The organism is Enterococcus sp. LJL51 (assembly GCF_049894025.1).
Lineage (GTDB): Bacteria > Bacillota > Bacilli > Lactobacillales > Enterococcaceae > Enterococcus_L.
This window is the reverse complement of record NZ_JBNEQE010000012.1, coordinates 89,845-108,850: the sequence shown is the minus strand read 5'-3', so window position 1 is coordinate 108,850 and position 19,006 is coordinate 89,845. Positions and strand designations below refer to the sequence as shown.

Below are 19,006 nucleotides of genomic sequence, written 5' to 3'. Positions count from 1 at the left end.
AAATTTTGTTCTACTATTTTAATAAGCAACGAACCATATTCCACGACAACGGCTGCAACTGACAGTTGATTTCGGCTTCTTCCAGTGTGTAGCTATCTGACTGTACTGGTTTGATTTTTTCTACTCCTTTCGTATTGACTTCTTTGATTTTAAAGCCGCTTAACTGCGAAAATTCTATTACTTCCTTTATAGCTAAGCCATTGGTGCCTATCGCAAAATCCATAAGCTCCCGACTACGGTTAACAGCAAATACCACCAGCTCGTTGGCTTCTTCATTCAATACAGCAATTGATTCCAAATAGGGTACTGCTTCGAAATCCTTTGTTTGATAGCTTTCTGATTCAATCAAAGGCTTTAAAACAGTGCCTCGACCAAAGTTGGATACCTGCATAAAGGGATAGAAAATGGTTTGTCTCCATGCTTCGCCATCTTTTTCAGTCATAATCGGTGCAATCACATTTACCAGCTGAGCCAGGCAAGCAATCTTTACTCGATCACTGTGCTTCAGCAAGGTGATAAGCAAGCAGCCTAACAGCAAGGCATCTTCAAAATTGTAGTGGTCCTCCAATAATGGCGGTGCAACCTGCCACGGCTTAACCGTTTCATCGTGCTCATTGCTGTGATACCAGATATTCCATTCATCAAAGGATAAATTCAGCTGCTTCTTGCTGTGTTTCTTCGCCTTCACTGCATCACACATTGCCGTAACTCCTGTAATAAAAGCATCCATATCCAACGAACGAGCGAGATAATTGTCTAAATCATCCTCTTGATTACCATAATATTGATGGAGGGAAAGATAGTCGACATAATCATAGGTGTGTTCCAGCACCTCCAGCTCCCAATCACCAAAGGTAGGCATATGACTGTGTGAGCTGCCGCAAACGACCAGTTCAATTGAATCATCTACCAGCTTCATCGCTTTCGCTGTTTCCGCAGCCAGCCGTCCGTACTCTTCTGCTGTCTTATGACCGATTTGCCAAGGACCGTCCATCTCATTACCCAAGCACCAGGTTTTAATATTCAACGGATCTTTCAAGCCATTTTTCTTTCTCAGGTCACTCCAATAGCTGCCTTCTTTATAATTGCAGTATTCTACTAAATTTCTTGCAGCATCAATTCCCCGTGTTCCTAGATTCACCGCCATATTGATTTCTGTCTCAGCTTTTTTCGCCCATTCGTAAAACTCATGGAGTCCAACTTCGTTAGTCTCCGTCGTCCGCCACGCTAAATCCAGGCGCTTGGGCCGTTCCGCGACAGGCCCAATACCATCTTCCCAGTTATAACCAGATAAAAAATTCCCCCCAGGATAACGAACAAGAGGTACCTTCAATTCCTTTACCAAAGCAAGGACATCCTGACGGAAGCCCTGTTCATCCGCTGACGGATGATTCGGCTGGTAAATTCCCTCATACACTGCCCGTCCCATATGCTCAATAAACGAACCATAGAGTCTTGGATCCACTTCAGAAATCGAAAAATACTTATTAATCATCAATTTCGCCTTCAAAATCTAGCCTCCTTTAATATTTAACTAAATAATAAATCAATTTGAAAACGCTGTCAATAATAATATTGTTAAATTAAATATTTTATTTAATGATTAAATTAACATTTATATTAATAATCAAGCATATAGAATAATCTTGTTTCACATAATTAACATATATGCTAATATAGTTACTAAGAAAGAATAATCAACGTGAGGTGATTCCCATGCAGTTGGAAATCAATGAAGAAGCCCTGCCGGTTTATGAAGCTTTAGCAAGTAATGTGCGAATTAAAATCATTCAGTTGCTGTCAAAAAACAAGATGAGCGTGAAGGAGCTGGCAACTGCGCTTGGACTGAGCAGTGCAATTGTAACCATGCATATCAAAAAGCTGGAAGAAGCGAATATTATCAAAACAGAAAAAATAGGGCAAAAGAAAATATCCAGCCTTCGGGTAGATAAAATCGATATTAATTTTCCCGAAAAAATCTTTAATGCCTTTGATTTCAAAGAAACCTTTATCCCTGTCGGACATTATACGAATTATCTGGTCGAGCCCACCTGTGGTTTGGCTACGATTAATGAATTTATCGGCGATGTCGATGAACCGAAATACTTTATGGATACTAGAAGAATGGATGCACGAATCCTGTGGTTTACTCAAGGCTTTGTAGAGTACCAAACACCTAATTTTTTATCGGAGCAGGAGAAGTTGGAAATGCTGGAAATTTCAATGGAGATTTCTTCTGAATTTCCATTTTCCAATGACAATTGGCCGTCAGATATTACCTTTAGCTTAAACGGCATTGAATTAGGGACCTGGACAAGTCCCGGCGACTTCGCAGATATACGTGGAAAATATACACCAGAGTGGTACCCGGATAATTTGAATCAGTATGGTCTATTGAAAACGATTCGTATTACCAAGCATTTAACAAATATGGATGGTGTTCCTTTATCCGATATTACTATTGCAGATATTCCCAACCACGAAGATACCTGGCATCTAAGGGTCGAGGTAAAAGAAAATGCCAAAAACATCGGCGGCTGTACTCTATTCGGTCGGGGCTTCGGCAACTACGATCAGGATATTAAAATTAAAGTCTATTACAGCTAAGCAGCATAGAAAAAAAGCAGAGCTCTTTTGGCTTTGCTTCAAAAAATAAACCGCAAGATACGAAAATGGCTACCAACATTTTCAGTATTTTACGGTTTATTTCTGATTGAGTAGTTACCTCTGCATGTCTAATGATTTTCGAGACAAATCGTCAGGTTCCTACAGGCTTTTTTTGATTCTCGAAACAGATAAAAATCAACCCTGTTTAGTCCATTTTAAAACACAGAAAAGAGTCTGGGACATAAACAAAATCCCAGACTTTTGACATCCCTAAAACCGAATAAACGGTATTCCAAAAGCAGCTTTCTCGGAAATAAGCCGAATCATCTCAAAAATATGAGAAGCTATTTTCGAATTATTCTTCTTATTTCTCGGAGCTGAACACTTTTGTCACAACCTTTTTTTCAATTAAAGAGAATGTTTTTCTATCTACTTATTTTTACAGATTTTCGTTCAACAACTTGAGGAGTATACAGGATACTCTCCCCAATCATTTTTTTCTCAATCGCTGTAACCATCCAGCTTGCTGCATCTTTTCCCAGCTGTTCTTTTGGATGAGTAATCGTTGTCAGTGCTACTTCTCCTGCCGTGCTTAAGTAAGAGTCGTCTTGTCCAATCACAGAAAAATCCTCCGGCACCCGCTTACCGGCAGCCGCCAGCTGCTGTACCAGTTGATTGGCAATCTCATCATTATAGCAGACCACCCCTTGTATAGCGGTGTCCTTTTCTAAACAAGCGACTACACGTTCAACCACAGCTGCCTTTTCTCCAGTAGCATAGGTGAAAATATTACTGGATTTAAAGGTGAGGTTCTCCTCTTCAAAAGCTTCGATAAACCCTTTCATCCGAAGCTTCCCTTGTAAATCATCAATTTTTACAATCAGAGCCAGTTCTTTCAGTCCCTGTTCAAGCAGGTAGGAAGTCGCTAAAAAGCCCGCTTTCACGTCATCCAGACTGATGAAAGGCAAATCAATTTCTTCATAACAGGAATTAATCATCACCACAGGTATCCCCCTTTCTTTAAAAGAAAGGTAGTAGGATAAATTCGGGTTGTACTGATTACTCTTAGTCGGTTCAACGATAAGCCCATCAACCTGCTGAGCCAGCATATTTTCCAAACACTTACGTTCTTGTTCTGGATCATTACTGGTACTGGCCAGTAGGAGTGAATATCCCCTCGTACGAAGCTCTTCTTCAATACCACGAATAATCGAAGGAAAAATATAATCAGATAGGTAGGTGGTAATCACTCCAATTGTTTTCGTCCGTTTTACTGATTCTCCTACTTCCTTGTAACGGTCATCCACATAGGTGCCAGAACCTTTTTCTTTACGAAGAAATCCCTCATTAACTAATAAAGCAATCGCCTGTCTAATAGTATGTCTGCTCACCTGACAGATTTCCTGCAGCTTAAGCTCCGGCGGAATCACAGAACCGTCAGGATACTCGCCGCTTAATATTTTAGCACGTAGTTCGTCAGCAATCTGCTGATATTTAGATACCATATTTTTCCTCCACATAAAATTTGTACGGTCATTTTTTATAATAGGTCTTTTTCATAGAGGAAGCAAGTCAATAATGCAGATTTTCAGTTACCTAGTTTCATTTCCTTTACTCTTTGCTCTAAAAGAAATTACCCCTTCACTAAAACAAAATAACTAATCTTAAATTTCAACTAACAACTCAAAAAAATGATAAGGACAGAACTGCTACTTCGCAGTATTTACGGATGTGTTGTAGGTAAATTTCTGATAATGATTTCTCACTATAGAGTACTCAAACGGAATCCCTGTTTCAGTGAACACAACTTCTTCTGTTACTGTTACAGGTTCATGTATTTCAAGGCCTAATTCCTTTTGATCTTCTTGATTTGACGGCATAGAAAAAATTGAAACATAAGAGTTTGTTAATAAAATCCCTAGTTCCTTAACTGCAAAATCATAAATAGAGTCCTTGATCATCTCCTTTGTCAAACGGGGAAACAGTTGGATAGGAATATAATCTGTCTCGATGGATACTGGGCTATTATCGATGTATCTAACTCGCTTAAAATGATACGTAAAATCACTTTCATTCAAAAGCAAAGCTTTTCGCACCTCTTCAGGCGGTAAAATCACTTCAAATAATAAGATAGTTGACCGAATCTCTCTCCCTTGTTCTGAAAAAGACTTAGTTAACCCAATCGGTCCTTTACGCTGATGGCTGTAATCTTCATAATTCTTTTTAAAAAGTAAATTTACAAATGTTCCAGAGCGTGCTTTTCGTAAGAGTAAGCCTTCTTCTACTAATGAATCAATTGCTTTTTTCATTGTGCTTCTGCTTACTTCAAATTCTTCACTTAAAACCCTTTCATTTGGGAGTTTTCCTGTTGCATACTGATCATTTAGAATATTTCTTTTTAACTGGTCAGCTATTTTTTCATATAAACTGAGAGAATCCATTTCGCCCTCCTTAACTGCAACTTTACTGTTTATTCTATTATAGCTAAGTATTTTTCTTTTTTCAATCAAATTGGTACGTTCCAAAAAATAATTTGGTTGACTCCAGAAAAAACATATGGTTTAATATTTTTGAAAGTGCTTTCTAAAAAAACAAAAGGAGAACTACTATGAAAAAGTTAACAGCTGTATTGGAAAAATATCTACTGCCTTTTGCTGATGTTTTTAGTAAAAACCGCTATTTAGTCGCAATTAAAGATGCCTTTTTGATTTCCCTGCCTTTTACTGTTTTCAGCTCTATTTTTACCGCAATTGCTAATATCCCATTTTTGCCAAATCTATTTGGTGAAGAAAATATTACACAATTCCAGACTTTTGTGTCCCCTACTTTTTCTTTAACAATGGGTGTTATATCTTTTATTGTTGCTGCAGGGATAGGCCATAGTCTATCCAATCATTATAAAATAAACGGAATTTACGGTGCTTTGGTGGGATTGCTGTCTTTCATCATGATCACACCTACTACCACTGTTACAGAATCCGGAGAACTAGTAGTAAGCGTCCTCCCTTTATCAGAAATTGGGGCAGTAGGCATGTTTTCCGCCATTATTATGTCAATTATTGCTACGGAAATTTATCGTTACGCTATTCAGCATAACTGGACTATCAAAATGCCCAGTAGCGTACCAAAACTTGTCTCAGATTCATTTTTTTCTTTTGTGCCAATAGCTGTCGCTTTAATCGCTGCCTTTACAGTAAGAAGTTTATTTGAACTCACTCCTTTTGAGACAGTCAATAATCTGATTTATCAGCTGCTACAAAAACCATTAACCTCTCTAGGTACCTCACTACCGGCAACCATCATTGTTGGGGTATTAGTAAATCTCTTTTGGTTTTTTGGTCTTCATGGACATGTTATTGTTGGAAGTGTGATGGTACCAATCTGGAATACCCAATCCTTTGACAATCTGACAGCTTTTCAAGCTGGAAAAGAACTTCCTCATATAGTAACTGGACAATTTACAGATTTCTTTGTACTGAACGGCGGCTATTTATCCATACCAGTACTCATTTCATTGTTGTTTTTCTTTAAAAAAAGATCCGATTGGAATGACCTCGGAAAGATTTCATTAGCTCCAGGAATTTTCGGTGTCTACGAACCGTTAATCTTCGGGCTACCAGTCATGCTGAACCCAATATTATTCATTCCGTTAGTAGCAACACCGATTATTACGACCGTTACTTCTTATTTTGCAATGAGTGTCGGGTTAGTTCCCCTCACCACTGGAGTAGCACTACCTTATACCATGCCCTTAATTATTAGTGGTGCTATTGTGACAAACTCTATCCGCGGTGCACTTTTACAACTTTTATTACTGGTTGTTCTAACATTTATGTGGTATATCTTCTTGAAAGTATTAGATGGACAAACTAGATTAAAAAAGGAGCAAATTAATGACTAAAGAAAAAATACTTGGAGCTCTTTATGGCGCTGCTGTCGGCGATGCCTTAGGTGCCCCAACAGAACTACGAAATACACGGCAAATTATTGAACACTTTGGGGGCTATGTAAAAGAATATCAAGAAGCTCCCAATGATACTTTTGCTAGGGAATATCCTGCTGGAACTATCACAGATGACTTTAGTATGTCCTATTACCTTATGCAGGCAATCCTTCAGCATCAAGGAATGTTCAATGAAAAAATCGCAAAAGAAGCCATCATTGCTTGGGGGAACGACGGATATTATTTTGATAAGTTTGCCGGGCCAACAACTAGAACAGCCATTGAAAAGATGCGATTAGATTTGCCAACAGATGTTGATCCATTTGGGCTAATTAACTATAGCGGGCTTGCTACAAATGGCGGAGCCATGAAAACCATTCCTCTGGCCGTTCTAGCCAAAGGAAATAAAAAAAGAGCTCTTGAGTACACCATCGCAATGTGTCAATCTACCCACTTTAACAGCAATGCTATCTCTGCCGCCGCTGCTATCTGCTGTGGTGCAACGGAGGCATTGACTAACGAAGCGACTCTCAAAACAATCATTGAAGCAGCATTATGGGGGGCACTAGAAGGGCGTAAATATGGAGAAGAACAACAGCACATCTCGGTTGGACCAGATATTGAATATAAAATTAGAAAAGCTGTTTACATAGGTAGACAGTCCAAGGATTTTGCTGACTTATTACAAAATACTGCGGATAAAGTCGGGACTAACTTTTGGGTTCAAGAATCTATACCTGCTGTTTTCAGTTTACTAGCTGGGACAAAAGGCCAAACCATGTCTGGAATTTATGCAGCTGTAAATGTTGGAGGAGATACTGATACCATCGCATCAATGTTGGGAGGTATCACAGGCGGATTAAACGGTATAGACTCTATCCCAAAAAGATATATTAGAAAAATGGAGCAAGCAAATCCCAAACTCTCCATCCAAAAAGTTATTCATGATTTTACTGCCCTCTGTTTATAATCGTTGCTCAATGTAAAATAAGTGTTTATCCCAACCTTACAACTCGCTCAAGAGAACCCAGATAAATAGTAGAGCATTAGCAGCACATAACTGGACTTAACTGCAGCAAGTATCCACAGAAGCAATCCCTTCGAAAATAAGCTGAGCTTAACACAAACTAAAAACATATTTTTTGTTAAGCTCAGCTTATGGCTCGGGACTATACATTTTCGTTCCAGTCCATATTAAATTACCCATGACAGATTTATTAAATACAAGGAGAAAATATGAATTCAACTGCTCAAAAGAAAACCATTCTTCATTTACCAAAAGTCGAACTTCATTGTCATTTAGACGGCTCAGTTTCAATAGATACCTTGAAGAAGCTGGCTAAAAAAGAGGGTCTGCCAACAGCAAACCTTGAAAAAGCTGCTGCGCCTAAAAAGTGTCTGAACTTAAAAGAATATTTAGAAAGCTTTGATATAATCCTCCCCTTGCTTCAAACAAAAGAGAGCCTGTTCACTGCCGCATATGATGTTATTAGACAGGCTGCTGCAGAAAATATCTGCTATCTTGAAATTCGCTTCGCCCCTTTACTTCATCAACAAAAAGGCTTATCCCTTAAAGAAATCATAACCGCTGTATACTCGGGAATAAATCAAGCAAAACAGGACTTTGCTGTCCACGTTAGTCTATTAATTACTGCCTTACGCCATCATACAGAAGAAGAACACAAGCAGCTAATAGATACTCTTGTTGAACTAAATCAATGCCCCATTGCTGGATTTGATTTCGCTGGTGATGAAGAGCAGCTGACGACCGTCAAGCTTAAATTATCCGCTGAACATGCCCAATCCTCCGGTTTGAATCTAACCATTCATTCTGGGGAATGCGGTTGTGCTCAAAATGTAATTGAGGCAGTTCACTTAGGTGCTTTACGTATCGGTCATGGGGTGGCAATCAAAGACAACCTTATTGCTCAACAGCTATGCCGAACCTCTGGTGTACTTTTAGAACTTTGCCCTTCGAGCAACCTACAAACAAATGCAGTGAAAAACTGGGCGGAATACCCCCTTCGTCATTTTTTAAAAGAAGATATTGCGTGCTGCATCAATACAGATAACCGTACAATATCTCAAACAACATTAACCAGAGAATATCAGCTTTTATTTGAACATTGCAAGTTAACCTATCTCGAAATGGAACAGCTGAATCTCCATGCCGTTAACCATGCTTTTACCGATGAGCAGACAAAAAGTGCCTTGCGAAAAAAGATAATATCAGCTTATGCAACAGTTACCAAATAAGAGAAAATATGATAAGGACGAAAAAGTCTCTATCTCAACATTAAAATATGATTCAGCAACATACCAGACCTAATCATCTCTTCGCCTATTATTACAAAAAGTGAGTAGAACAAACACCCATGGTGGGTTACCGCCACCAAACAGAATGAAAATAATCGACCTACACGCTATTTCCTGTCATACTAAAGAGAACAGGAGTAGCTTGTAGGTCGATTACTGATTGAGGTTCTTCTCCAAGTTGACCTTGAGGGACAAACTAGACCATTCTACTTATTTGTACCAATCATTCGGTCATAGAACCTGCGTATAATAAATAAAATCCCGAACGTTTAGTATGTCGAAACTCGAATAAACGGTGAGACAATAACACATATGGGCACTTAACTGCGACGAGTAACCGCAGGAGCACTCGCAAAGCACTTAACTGCGACGAGTAATCGCAGGAGCAACTTCTTCAGCAATAAGCCGAATTTGAACAAAAATTGGGAAAGCACCAGGTAGGAATCAGTCAACATCGAATGGTTTACTTCGTGTTTCCTGTCATTTTCGTAAATTCCTTCTCATTGCTTTGAATCACTGTGATTACTTACTATGTAAGTAGAGCTGCTGAAAAGTACCTACTTGGTGTTTGACGTTAACCGTTCTAGCGCAAACTCTATAGTTACCGTTACGAATAAACTCTTGATACATATACATTCTGATATTGATTGGTTCTCAATAGGTCTGGCTAAACCGGCTGTCTAGCAAATGCAAAAAAAGTTCGTCTATTTATTAAAAATCTTCGGACCTTTGCGCATGTTTTTAAGATCATTTTTAGGATTAGCCATTTTCTTAGAGCGGCCGCCTGCCTGTTTCTTTTTAATTAGCTCTAACATTTTTTCTTTTGAATTCATTTTCTACACCGCCTTTAACAGTATCATTATACACTCAAAACCGCATTGAAAGATACAATTAATTTTCTGAAACTGTAAGAAAAACGTTTGATCGGCTAGATTGGGAAATAGCTGGGCTATCTATCATTCTATCAACCCTAAAGGACAGTCGAACTTTACAGGCACTCATTTCAGCTAATTTCAATACGCTTTTTAAAAGAAATTTTTTATCCCTCAACAGAGGTTTGTTGAGGAAATTCTCCTCCTTCATTATAAAGGATACGGCCAATTCTTTAAGCAGCCCACTTCACATAAGCTTCATTGGAAATAGCATCACCTTCTACTTCTTCAATAACATTTAACTTTTTCAACACCTTATCATATTCTATCGTTCCATAGGTTAATTCATTTGGACCAAACAAATATACCACTTTTTCATCATCTTCATACTCTTTTGTCATTAACATATAGATTGCCATTACCCTTTTATCGCTCCATTCAAAATGCTTTATATGCTAGGATTAAACAGACTTGTCAATTCAAAGCCAGTGTTCATTTCAGAATAAATAGAACAAACAACAAACCGCTCTTTCCCTGCAAATTCCACTAGCTTATATCGGCCAAAGGCAGCTGGAATATGATGATGCCCATGAATCACGCCAATGATATTATACTGCTCAAACAGCTGTTCAATTGCCGGCTCTGAGCAAGTATAGTCCTTATTATACGACTTGCTTCTAGGAAAAAGCCTGCTTAGCTCGTTAAATAAAGGGGCATGGGAAACAATCACTGTCGGTATACTCTGATCCTTAGCAAGCAGCGGCTTTAAAGCCTTCAAAATAAAGCGCTGCAGCTCCTTTTTACGCCTAACCAGTGCTACCGGAATCGTCAATCCTATGTAGCGAATTCCGCCATGAACCACACTATCATTATTTAACACCTTCATTTTAGGGAACCTTTTTTCAAGCTCACCTTTCACAGCTTCATAATAATCATGATCTCCTGTCGGCAGCAGCGGCCATGCGTCATCAGGATTTTCCCGAATTAATTTAAACCATTCATAGTTAAGGAAAGGACGCCACTTCTCCCACTCTTCAGCCTTTGTATCAGGATTCTCTGGTAAAACAGCGACCAATTCATGATTTCCTATAACATAGACTCCACTGATTTTCTCGTTGGTCACTTTAGAATTCTGAACATCGCCAGCTAGTATATTAAAATGTTGATTACTGAAAGGAAATTTACCATCCAGTATATGAATATCCGAAACAACATTCACCAAGTTGGTGCTCTCTGTTGGCAGGACATTTTCAAAATACTGTTTTAGCTCTTGCGGATCAACGCTATGTGCAACGTAATTTTTTCGAACCTCAGACAGTTCGCTGCCAAATTCTGAGCGCAAAAGCGGCCGATTATTCGTAAGCATGGGCTGAGTGGTATTGATGATTGAATGATTAATCGTTTGTTTAATTTCCTGAGGAAGCAGCTCCAAAGCCGGCGTAATATCTGATTCAAAGGTGAGCTGTTTATACATCTCTTTATCCTCTAAGGAGGTATCCGGAGTCATCGATTCTAACAGCTGCAGATTTTTTCCATCGGTTGTGATTGGCAAAGACTGAGTAAGCTGAACAACAAAATTAAGATATTCAGAGACATAGCCTGCTATACCTGTTTTGGCATTTTCACTAAATAAAAACTTCCCAGCCAGATTTGCGGATAGAGGTCCCGTCTCATCATGTTGCAGCATCCGACCTAAAATTTGAATTTCAAGCAGCGGATTTTGCAGAATGGCATTGTACGCCCGCTGTACCTCGATAGAATCCTTCGCCACTCGCTTTTCTGTGACTTGAAAAATACTCAGCACTAAATACTGTTCAATATTTGTTTTATGCAGCTCCAGATAATGGCGTACCTCCTCCGGATGAAGCAGGTACTGAATCGCTGCACGTTGAATATAGCTTCGGGCCGTATCATAAGGAATGGCAGAATAGACAATATCTCCTCTAGATGAAACACTCATTGACTGTTCTCTCACATTATACGTCAATTGAAAGTAGTCATTTCTAAACAAGGTCTTGTTCACCGGCCGCCGTGTATTTTCCGGATAAAGCGCCAAACGAGCCCCCAGCTCCGGCGGCAACACAGCCTTTGATGCCAAAGGCATATCAGAAGGCTGCTTTTGTACAGCTAGCGAATCATTACTTTTATCTGATTTCACCAAATCACCTCACCTCTGTAAAATAATTACTGTTTCTCTTATTGTTCACTTCATCTGTGATTAATTATCAGGTTTATTATATCATGCCTAAAATAAAATCATTCCACAAAAAAACGCTTCACAATATGAATAGGAAACGTTTGTGCTGCTTATAGGTAAATGTAGACCAGTAGACTTTTACATGTCCAGCCTATAGGCATGCTCCTGCAATCCAGAAGATCAATCCTATAGGCAAAAAAATTGTCACTCATCTGCCGAAGCTTTATCCGGCTGTAGCTGCTGTAAACAATACTCCATCACGAAAATCAATAGCAGCGCCAGTAGACTGCCAATGATTGCACCGGACAAACGCATCGGGATCAGTCCTAGCGGTGTAAAATTCGTACCGATTGTCATTAACAGCAGAACCTGTGGATTGGTGAAGAAGTTCGCTACCATGTAATTGACAGGCATAAAGAACTCAGTCAAAATATTCAAAGCAACCAGTATCAGTGCTTTGAACACCAGCGGCAGCCCTAAGGAGACTAAGAAAAAACCCAACATAATCCCAACAACACCGCCCACTACCCGGCCAACCGTTCGATCTTTAATTTTGTTCATATGCTCACCCGCCAACACAGCTGCAGCTGAAATCAATATCCAATAACCGTTGCTTTCTCTCAACAAATAGGCAATGTAAGCCGCAATAAACAGAATCATTGAATAGTGCAGAGCCTTCAACAGCGTATTAGGGTGTTCATACATCGTCAGATAATATTTATCCATCATAGACAAGCGCTGAAAATGATCTTTAGGAATTCGATACGGCAGCTTTTCCAGCAATGAAATCAAACAACCAGACAACAAAGAACCGCCGATTCCATATAATAAATAGGTACTATGATGAAAAATCTCACCAAAAGAAGCCGCCTGAAAATTAAAACCCGTCGCATAAAGCATAATGACAAAAAAATAATCCGGTTTTGGAATGCGGAAGACCTTCGAAGTAATAAACGCAGCAAAAGACAAGGTGCTAATAATAAAAGGGGCACTCCAAGGAAACATAGCAGTGCCTGCACCTAATATAAATGCAGCCAGTAGAGCCAGACCATGAATAGAAATAGCCTTCATGTTATACGCAAATGAACGATGCTGAAACGCCAAATAAGAAAAAGCTCCCATCGTTCCCACTGAACTTATCCGCAAATCCTTCGTCAGGATACCTATCGCTAAAGGAACTGCCATCGCCAAACCAGAGCCCAGCGGACGCAAGATATTATTTTTATCCTTCATACATATCCTCCTTTTCTATTTATGTACTACAAGAACTATCTTTACTTTTATTAATAAAAAATGAGTGTTAATGACTATTGAAGCTCATTTTCCGATAAAATCAGCTTTTTTATTTAATTAAGCAGCAAATAAAAAGCGCAATGACTATCATAACACCCTTAATAATTATACGGAGAAAAACTTGGATTTACAAATGTGTTTGACCATTATATGGAATAGCTATTATCACTTCAAACAGAGGAACATCCATGATGTAAAAAATACCTTTCAAAATACGAAAGGCAGAAATTCGATGATTACTTAGACTACTAATAAAAACAATATTGCTGTACAACCAAAGATATTCGAGTAAATTTATTCAAGATTTTTAACAAGAGAATTTATAATTTCGCTCCCTCGATTTTTGATAACAGATTGTGTGTTCGAGTAATCACTACCTTTTGCTTCAATTTCTCTTTTAATCGATTGAAGATTTTTCTTTGATGGATAAAAATGCAAATCAATAAAACTTTGCTTAACCTCAAAAGCATCATCATCTACATATTGATACATAAATTGTTCTTTCTTACCTCTATTAGTAATTTGATCTAGAAACATCAAATTCCCTAAAGTTCCACCAGAAATCACTGCTCGATTTGGAGTTTTAGCTATTAGTTTGCGAGAAATTACATGTTCAAGATCATATTTTGAGCTAGTATATGCATTGCTATCAAAAGAAGCATTTACAGTGTAAAGCATTTTAGCAATTGGTTCGAAATTGATTGAACGTTTTTGTAATTGTTCATCATACCATTTCATTAAAGCATTATTAAGATTTTCTGATAGAATTTCATTCAAATACTTGTTATTATGATCAATAGCAATTTGATCCAGCTTAGTATCTCCTGAACCGGACCAATTACTTTCTACAATATCATAAAGATACCATTTCAATAAGTTCTTTTTAACACACTCATACTCCTTACTAGAACCTTTTCTTGATTGTAATGTTAAACGTTCTTTATTTAATTCATATCTGATATTCCAAAGTGCAGCGAAATATGACAAAATTTGAAAATTTGTTCCCAAAGCATATTTGAAATTTGATAAGTTGCCTGGTGTATGTAGATATTGTTGAAACAACATATTTATGTCTTTATAAATGACTAGTGCTGCTTCTAAAATTTCTTCGATTAAATCTGATTTACTAAACAAAGCTCTATTTTCTTCTGCAATAATTGTGCTCAACTCTTTATTTTTAACACCAAATATAATGGCCATTGAGGAATAGCCAATTTCGTTTGCAGTATCGCTCCCACTACCCTCCCAAAAAACAGGCGTTTTTTCGAGAATCATTTGTCCAAATGCAAAACAAAGCTCTGCAATATTTATTTCAGACTTTTCTCGCATTGTATCTGGTTCAAAATTTTCGATTTCAATTCCACGCTCATTTTCAAGCATCTCATACCAGTTAATTGTCTTCTCTAGAAGTCTTTTGTTATATTTTTCATCTGATAGTTTCACATCATACTTATACCATTGGGCAGCAAATACTTGATATTTGGATAATTTCTTACCTCCACGATTTAGATTCTCAAAAACTATAGCTAATTCTGTGTCTGAACCAGTAAAAACAATCGTAGGAATATCAATCCGTCTAATATCTAAATAATTTGTAATTGATTTAGTAAGATCATCTTTAATTTGAATTATTTCTCTTAGATGATCAGAAATTTGTGGGAAACTACTCAATAATTCTTCTTCAAGCAGATTAAACAAATCAAGTGATTGTGTATACTTATCTAAATCGTTGATATACTTTTTGAAGACTCTCTCAATTACTGCTTTACAGTTTGCCGTAGTTGTAGCCGGTGTATTCTCAGTTACAAACAGATTTAAAGTACGCTCAATAAACTCATTTATAGGAATATATTCTTGAGGATTATCCCTATAATCTCTAATAGTAGTAAAACGCTGTAATCCATCAATTAACGAAATTTTATCTTCATTTGGATACTGGTAAACTAAAATTGCACCGAACGGGTAGCCGTTATGTAGTGTTTCAATAAAATTTTTCTTTTCTGTTTTTGACCAAACCAGTTTGCGCTGAAATGAAGGCAATACTACTGTCCTATCTAACTCATTAAAGCCATATTTTTCAATTTTATATTTTGAGCCGATTGCGTCCATAAAAATCCTCCTTTTACATTCATTCACTTTTATTAGATCATAAAATAATCAATAATACCAGATAGATTTGAAATATGTACTTTAGAAATTACAATTTTTATAAAGTGTTTATTATTTAAAAATTTGCAACTTCGTATGAATACATTGAGAATTTAATAAAACGCATAAAAAAGACACCCTCCAAAATATGGAAAGTGTCTCGAAAGTCTTGATAATACAAGTCTTAACGTTTTGAGAACTGTGAAGCTTTACGGGCTTTCTTAAGACCTGGTTTTTTACGTTCAACCATACGGGCATCACGTGTAAGCAAACCAGCGCGTTTTAATGCAGAACGGAAATCAGGATCTACTTCCAGCAATGCACGAGCGATTCCGTGACGGATAGCTCCTGATTGTCCAGCGTAGCCTCCACCGTTTACGTTTACCATTACATCGTAAGCGCCTTTTGTTTCAGTCACGCCGAAAGGCTGATTGATAACTTCACGCAAGTCAGCGTGTGGAATATATTCTTCAACATCTTTTTTGTTTACAGTAATTTTACCAGTTCCTGGTACTAAACGTACGCGGGCAACTGCATTTTTACGACGGCCAGTGCCGATATATTGTACTTGAGCCAATGAATTTCCCTCCTTAAATTAGGTTAGTAATGTCTAATACTTCTGGTTGTTGTGCAGCATGTGGATGCTCTGCTTCACCATATACGTTCAATTTAGTAAATTGTTTGCGGCCTAAAGTATTTTTAGGAAGCATACCCTTTACAGAATTTTCGATTAGACGGCGAGAATTTTTCTCACGCAATTCACCAGCAGTAACAGATTTCAAACCACCTGGGTATTGGCTGTGACGGTAGTAAATCTTGTCAGTAGCTTTTTTACCAGTTAATTTCACTTTGTCAGCATTGATTACAATTACAAAATCTCCAGTATCCACATGTGGTGTGAATGTTGGTTTATTTTTTCCACGTAGTATAGATGCTACAACTGTTGAAAGGCGTCCCAAAGGAACATCAGTTGCATCTACTACGTACCATTTACGTTCTACTTCGCCAGCTTTGGCCATATATGTTGTACGCACAGTTCTTTCCTCCAATTTTCGTTTCGATGTTTGACATACACTTGAGTTTCCGGGGCTCATCGTGGGGCAAACAATACCATTTAACATAATACCCCGTATCCCTTGTAAAGTCAATGAATTTCTGATTATTTTTTCGATTACAACGGCTTTTTTTCACCATTTTCTGCAAATGTATTTCAGTTTACTTTCCTGCGCTCTTTTCCCTTTATCTTTTGAAAAATAAAAAGAAAAGAACAACAGAGCCATTCATTCTTTTCTCTTTTTTATTTTACTGTAGCCTAAATGCCATCAGCTTTCGTGCATCCTGTAGAATTTTTTCGTTATCTACATCGAAGAGCAGCCATTTGCCGCCGTTCATATACTCATAGGTTTCGTAGGCTTCTTGAATCTGTTCATCGCTTTTCTCAATTAAGGCTTCAATCTCAGCCTGATACTCTTTATTGGCAATAATCAATATCCGAAACGTTCCCTTTTTGGGATAAATGGTACATATGCTTTTTCCTCTTTTTTTAAATTTCAGGTTCCAGCCGGGGATCGAGCAACGGCTGTGCTCCAGCTTTGGTTTGATTTTGAGCTCTTCCGTCAGCTCATGTAACAGCTGTTCCCATTCTTTTGTGTGGATAAACGCAGTTACGTCCTCAAGCTCTGGTTTTGTTTCTCTATTAAATGTCTCATTCCAGTCCATGTTATCCCTCCTTCATCTATTGTCGATTTTTCTTCCAGTCTTCAATCGTCAGTCCTTTGATGACGTCTGTTACTGCCTTTCCTTTGGCTAGACGAGCGTTGGGAATGCGCCCTTCTTCCTTCATGCCGATTTTATCCATCACTCGACCTGAATTTGGATTTTCTTCATCGTGTTTGGCAAATATCCGTATCAGCTGCAGCTTTTCAAAGCCCAGCTCCAACAAAGCTTCACAGGCCTCTGGCACCAGACCATATCCCCAATATTTTCTACTTAAGCTATAGCCGATTTCGGCAATTTTATTTGCTGGTTCAACGCGTAAATCAATCGCCCCAATCAGCTTTTTATTTTCCTTTAGTTCAATACCATACTTTCCTAACGGGTTACTCATAAAATAATCAGCAATCGCCGCTTCTGTATCTTCCACTCGTTGATGAAGTGGAAAAACATATACAACTGTTTCTTCATCAGAGGCATATTCAAACATATCAGAAGCGTCGGCTAAAGTTACTGGGCGCAGAACTAGCCGCTCTGTCTCCAAACGTTGATTTTCAGCTAATATCAAATTATAATTCACCATTACTTCCATCTACATCACCTGCTTTTTATACTACTTTAACGAAGGATCGCTGAAAGTTCAACAGCGTTTTACAGAATTTTTTAATTTAAGTCAGGTTTAAGCTTCAATCATTATCGTTGAATCATCCCAAAGAATGAAGAGGTCTGCATCGTATGAGCATTCGTTCCCGAAAATTCACCCTGACAGTTTTATTATTGATAGGCTTCGCGGCTATTTTCTATTTCGATTTATTTCTGGCAATCATTGGCAACGGTACTGAAAATGCAGAGACAAATACATCAGCTGCTCAATTGACTTTAACCGCTGCAGAGAGTGAAGTCTCTGAGGTTAACCTAGATAGCCAGACCCTAACTGTTGTGCAGGTTGGAGAAGAAGATATAGTTTTATACAGTCAGCCGGATACCGGTAGTGATGTGATTACGACGGTGACACATGGTGAATATCTTGAGTATATTGATGAGATTAATAGCTGGTACCACGTGGTTGTCAACGATCAGTACGAGGGATATATTTCAAGTCTTTATAGTGAAAAAGCAGTAATTGATGTTGCAGCTCCCGCTACTTCACTAAAGAATACAACTGTCGTTTTAGATCCGGGACATGGCGGACAGGATACTGGAGCTATTAGCAACAACGGCTCTTTCTATGAAAAAGATATTACCTTAGCTACTGCGAAAATTATCAAAAACACGCTGGAAGCTGCTGGCTGTACCGTATTATTAACCAGAAATACAGATGCTACTATAGATTTGGAAGATATATGCAGTATCAGTATGCAGAATCAGGCAGATTTCTTTATCAGTCTTCACTATGATTCCACTGAATATATGAACGAAGCCTCTGGCACCACTACATACTATTATTATGAGAAATACGAAGCACTAGCTGAAGCAGTCAATGATTCTTTAAAATATATGCTGCCCTTGGACAACCGCGGCGTTGAAGTCGGCAACTTCCATGTCCTGAGGGAAAACACCCGTCCTGCACTTTTGTTAGAGCTTGGGTATATGAACAATGATTATGACTTAGCCGCTTTCACTACTGAAAATTATCAGCAGCAAGTAGCTGAGGGGATCTTAGATGGAATGAAAGAATATCTTGCTCAAGAAAATGAGGAGACTGGTAGATAATTACCATAAGAAAATAAAAATAAACAGCTAATTACTTCAAAAAATTGGAGTGATTAGCTGTTTTTTTGAAATAACTATTTTTTAGAGAGGAGAAAATAGCCAATAGCCCATTTATAGCTTTCAACGATTAATAACATAACTAGACTCAGAAAAAATTATATCGTTACAAAGGAAACAGAAGTTGCTATACTTAACAGTAAAGTG

Annotated in this window: 17 protein-coding genes; 5 read left to right on the top strand and 12 right to left on the bottom strand. The window is 38.1% G+C overall.

All coding sequences use genetic code 11. From position 1 onward, the window contains the following. Nucleotides 1-13: 13 nt before the first annotated feature. Nucleotides 14-1,495, bottom strand: coding sequence for an alpha-N-arabinofuranosidase (locus tag ACPWSO_RS12040; RefSeq protein ID WP_426083693.1), 1,482 nt, complete (start codon nucleotides 1,493-1,495; stop codon nucleotides 14-16). A gap of 221 nt (nucleotides 1,496-1,716) precedes the next feature. Between ACPWSO_RS12040 and ACPWSO_RS12035 the strand changes: the two genes are divergently transcribed. Beyond that, on the top strand, nucleotides 1,717-2,607 hold the full coding sequence (locus tag ACPWSO_RS12035) for an ArsR/SmtB family transcription factor (RefSeq protein ID WP_426083665.1): 891 nt from the start codon (nucleotides 1,717-1,719) through the stop codon (nucleotides 2,605-2,607). A 425-nt stretch (nucleotides 2,608-3,032) separates the two neighbouring features. Here the strand turns inward: ACPWSO_RS12035 and ACPWSO_RS12030 are convergent, their stop codons facing one another. Then, entirely contained in the window at nucleotides 3,033-4,112 is a 1,080-nt protein-coding gene (locus tag ACPWSO_RS12030) for a GntR family transcriptional regulator (protein WP_426083663.1), read from the bottom strand. Between the two features lie 204 nt (nucleotides 4,113-4,316). Further along, nucleotides 4,317-5,048, bottom strand: a complete 732-nt coding sequence (locus ACPWSO_RS12025) for a GntR family transcriptional regulator (protein ID WP_426083661.1) — start codon at nucleotides 5,046-5,048, stop codon at nucleotides 4,317-4,319. A 167-nt stretch (nucleotides 5,049-5,215) separates the two neighbouring features. Between ACPWSO_RS12025 and ACPWSO_RS12020 the strand changes: the two genes are divergently transcribed. The 3 genes from ACPWSO_RS12020 (at nucleotide 5,216) to add (ending at nucleotide 8,806) form a co-directional block, all read left to right on the top strand. After that, a complete protein-coding gene (locus tag ACPWSO_RS12020; RefSeq protein WP_426083659.1) occupies nucleotides 5,216-6,508 on the top strand; it encodes a PTS sugar transporter subunit IIC in 1,293 nt (430 codons plus the stop codon). Continuing rightward, nucleotides 6,501-7,520, top strand: coding sequence for an ADP-ribosylglycohydrolase family protein (locus ACPWSO_RS12015; RefSeq protein WP_426083657.1), 1,020 nt, complete (start codon nucleotides 6,501-6,503; stop codon nucleotides 7,518-7,520). Before ACPWSO_RS12020 ends, ACPWSO_RS12015 begins: the two co-directional genes overlap by 8 nt. A 266-nt stretch (nucleotides 7,521-7,786) precedes the next feature. Continuing rightward, nucleotides 7,787-8,806, top strand: coding sequence for an adenosine deaminase (add, locus tag ACPWSO_RS12010; RefSeq protein ID WP_426083655.1), 1,020 nt, complete (start codon nucleotides 7,787-7,789; stop codon nucleotides 8,804-8,806). A gap of 764 nt (nucleotides 8,807-9,570) precedes the next feature. Here the strand turns inward: add and ACPWSO_RS12005 are convergent. From ACPWSO_RS12005 to ACPWSO_RS11965, 9 genes are all read right to left on the bottom strand, one after another. Further along, the gene (locus tag ACPWSO_RS12005) at nucleotides 9,571-9,699 is read right to left on the bottom strand and encodes a hypothetical protein (RefSeq protein ID WP_426083653.1); all 129 of its coding nucleotides are present in this window, start codon (nucleotides 9,697-9,699) and stop codon (nucleotides 9,571-9,573) included. 272 nt (nucleotides 9,700-9,971) lie between these two features. Next, entirely contained in the window at nucleotides 9,972-10,157 is a 186-nt protein-coding gene (locus tag ACPWSO_RS12000; protein WP_426083652.1) for a hypothetical protein, read from the bottom strand. 29 nt (nucleotides 10,158-10,186) lie between these two features. Continuing rightward, nucleotides 10,187-11,896 carry a metallophosphoesterase family protein gene (locus tag ACPWSO_RS11995; protein ID WP_426083650.1) on the bottom strand — a complete coding sequence of 570 codons (1,710 nt, stop codon included), beginning with the start codon at nucleotides 11,894-11,896 and terminating at the stop codon, nucleotides 10,187-10,189. Nucleotides 11,897-12,139: 243 nt separating this feature from the next. Beyond that, nucleotides 12,140-13,168, bottom strand: a complete 1,029-nt coding sequence (locus ACPWSO_RS11990; protein WP_426083648.1) for an FUSC family protein — start codon at nucleotides 13,166-13,168, stop codon at nucleotides 12,140-12,142. Nucleotides 13,169-13,522: 354 nt separating this feature from the next. Beyond that, nucleotides 13,523-15,337, bottom strand: a complete 1,815-nt coding sequence (locus tag ACPWSO_RS11985) for a DUF262 domain-containing protein (protein WP_426083646.1) — start codon at nucleotides 15,335-15,337, stop codon at nucleotides 13,523-13,525. Between the two features lie 223 nt (nucleotides 15,338-15,560). Then, a complete protein-coding gene (gene rpsI, locus ACPWSO_RS11980) occupies nucleotides 15,561-15,953 on the bottom strand; it encodes a 30S ribosomal protein S9 (RefSeq protein WP_426083644.1) in 393 nt (130 codons plus the stop codon). Between the two features lie 13 nt (nucleotides 15,954-15,966). After that, entirely contained in the window at nucleotides 15,967-16,395 is a 429-nt protein-coding gene (rplM, locus tag ACPWSO_RS11975; RefSeq protein WP_426083691.1) for a 50S ribosomal protein L13, read from the bottom strand. A 283-nt stretch (nucleotides 16,396-16,678) separates the two neighbouring features. Next, nucleotides 16,679-17,095 carry a DUF3788 domain-containing protein gene (locus ACPWSO_RS11970; protein WP_426083642.1) on the bottom strand — a complete coding sequence of 139 codons (417 nt, stop codon included), beginning with the start codon at nucleotides 17,093-17,095 and terminating at the stop codon, nucleotides 16,679-16,681. Nucleotides 17,096-17,111: 16 nt separating this feature from the next. Next, complete coding sequence (locus ACPWSO_RS11965; RefSeq protein WP_426083640.1) at nucleotides 17,112-17,681, bottom strand: GNAT family N-acetyltransferase; 570 nt, start codon at nucleotides 17,679-17,681, stop codon at nucleotides 17,112-17,114. Nucleotides 17,682-17,824: 143 nt separating this feature from the next. Between ACPWSO_RS11965 and ACPWSO_RS11960 the strand changes: the two genes are divergently transcribed. After that, nucleotides 17,825-18,802 (top strand): N-acetylmuramoyl-L-alanine amidase, encoded by a 978-nt coding sequence (locus tag ACPWSO_RS11960; protein ID WP_426083638.1) that lies wholly within the window; start codon nucleotides 17,825-17,827, stop codon nucleotides 18,800-18,802. The last annotated feature ends 204 nt before the right edge of the window (nucleotides 18,803-19,006 follow it).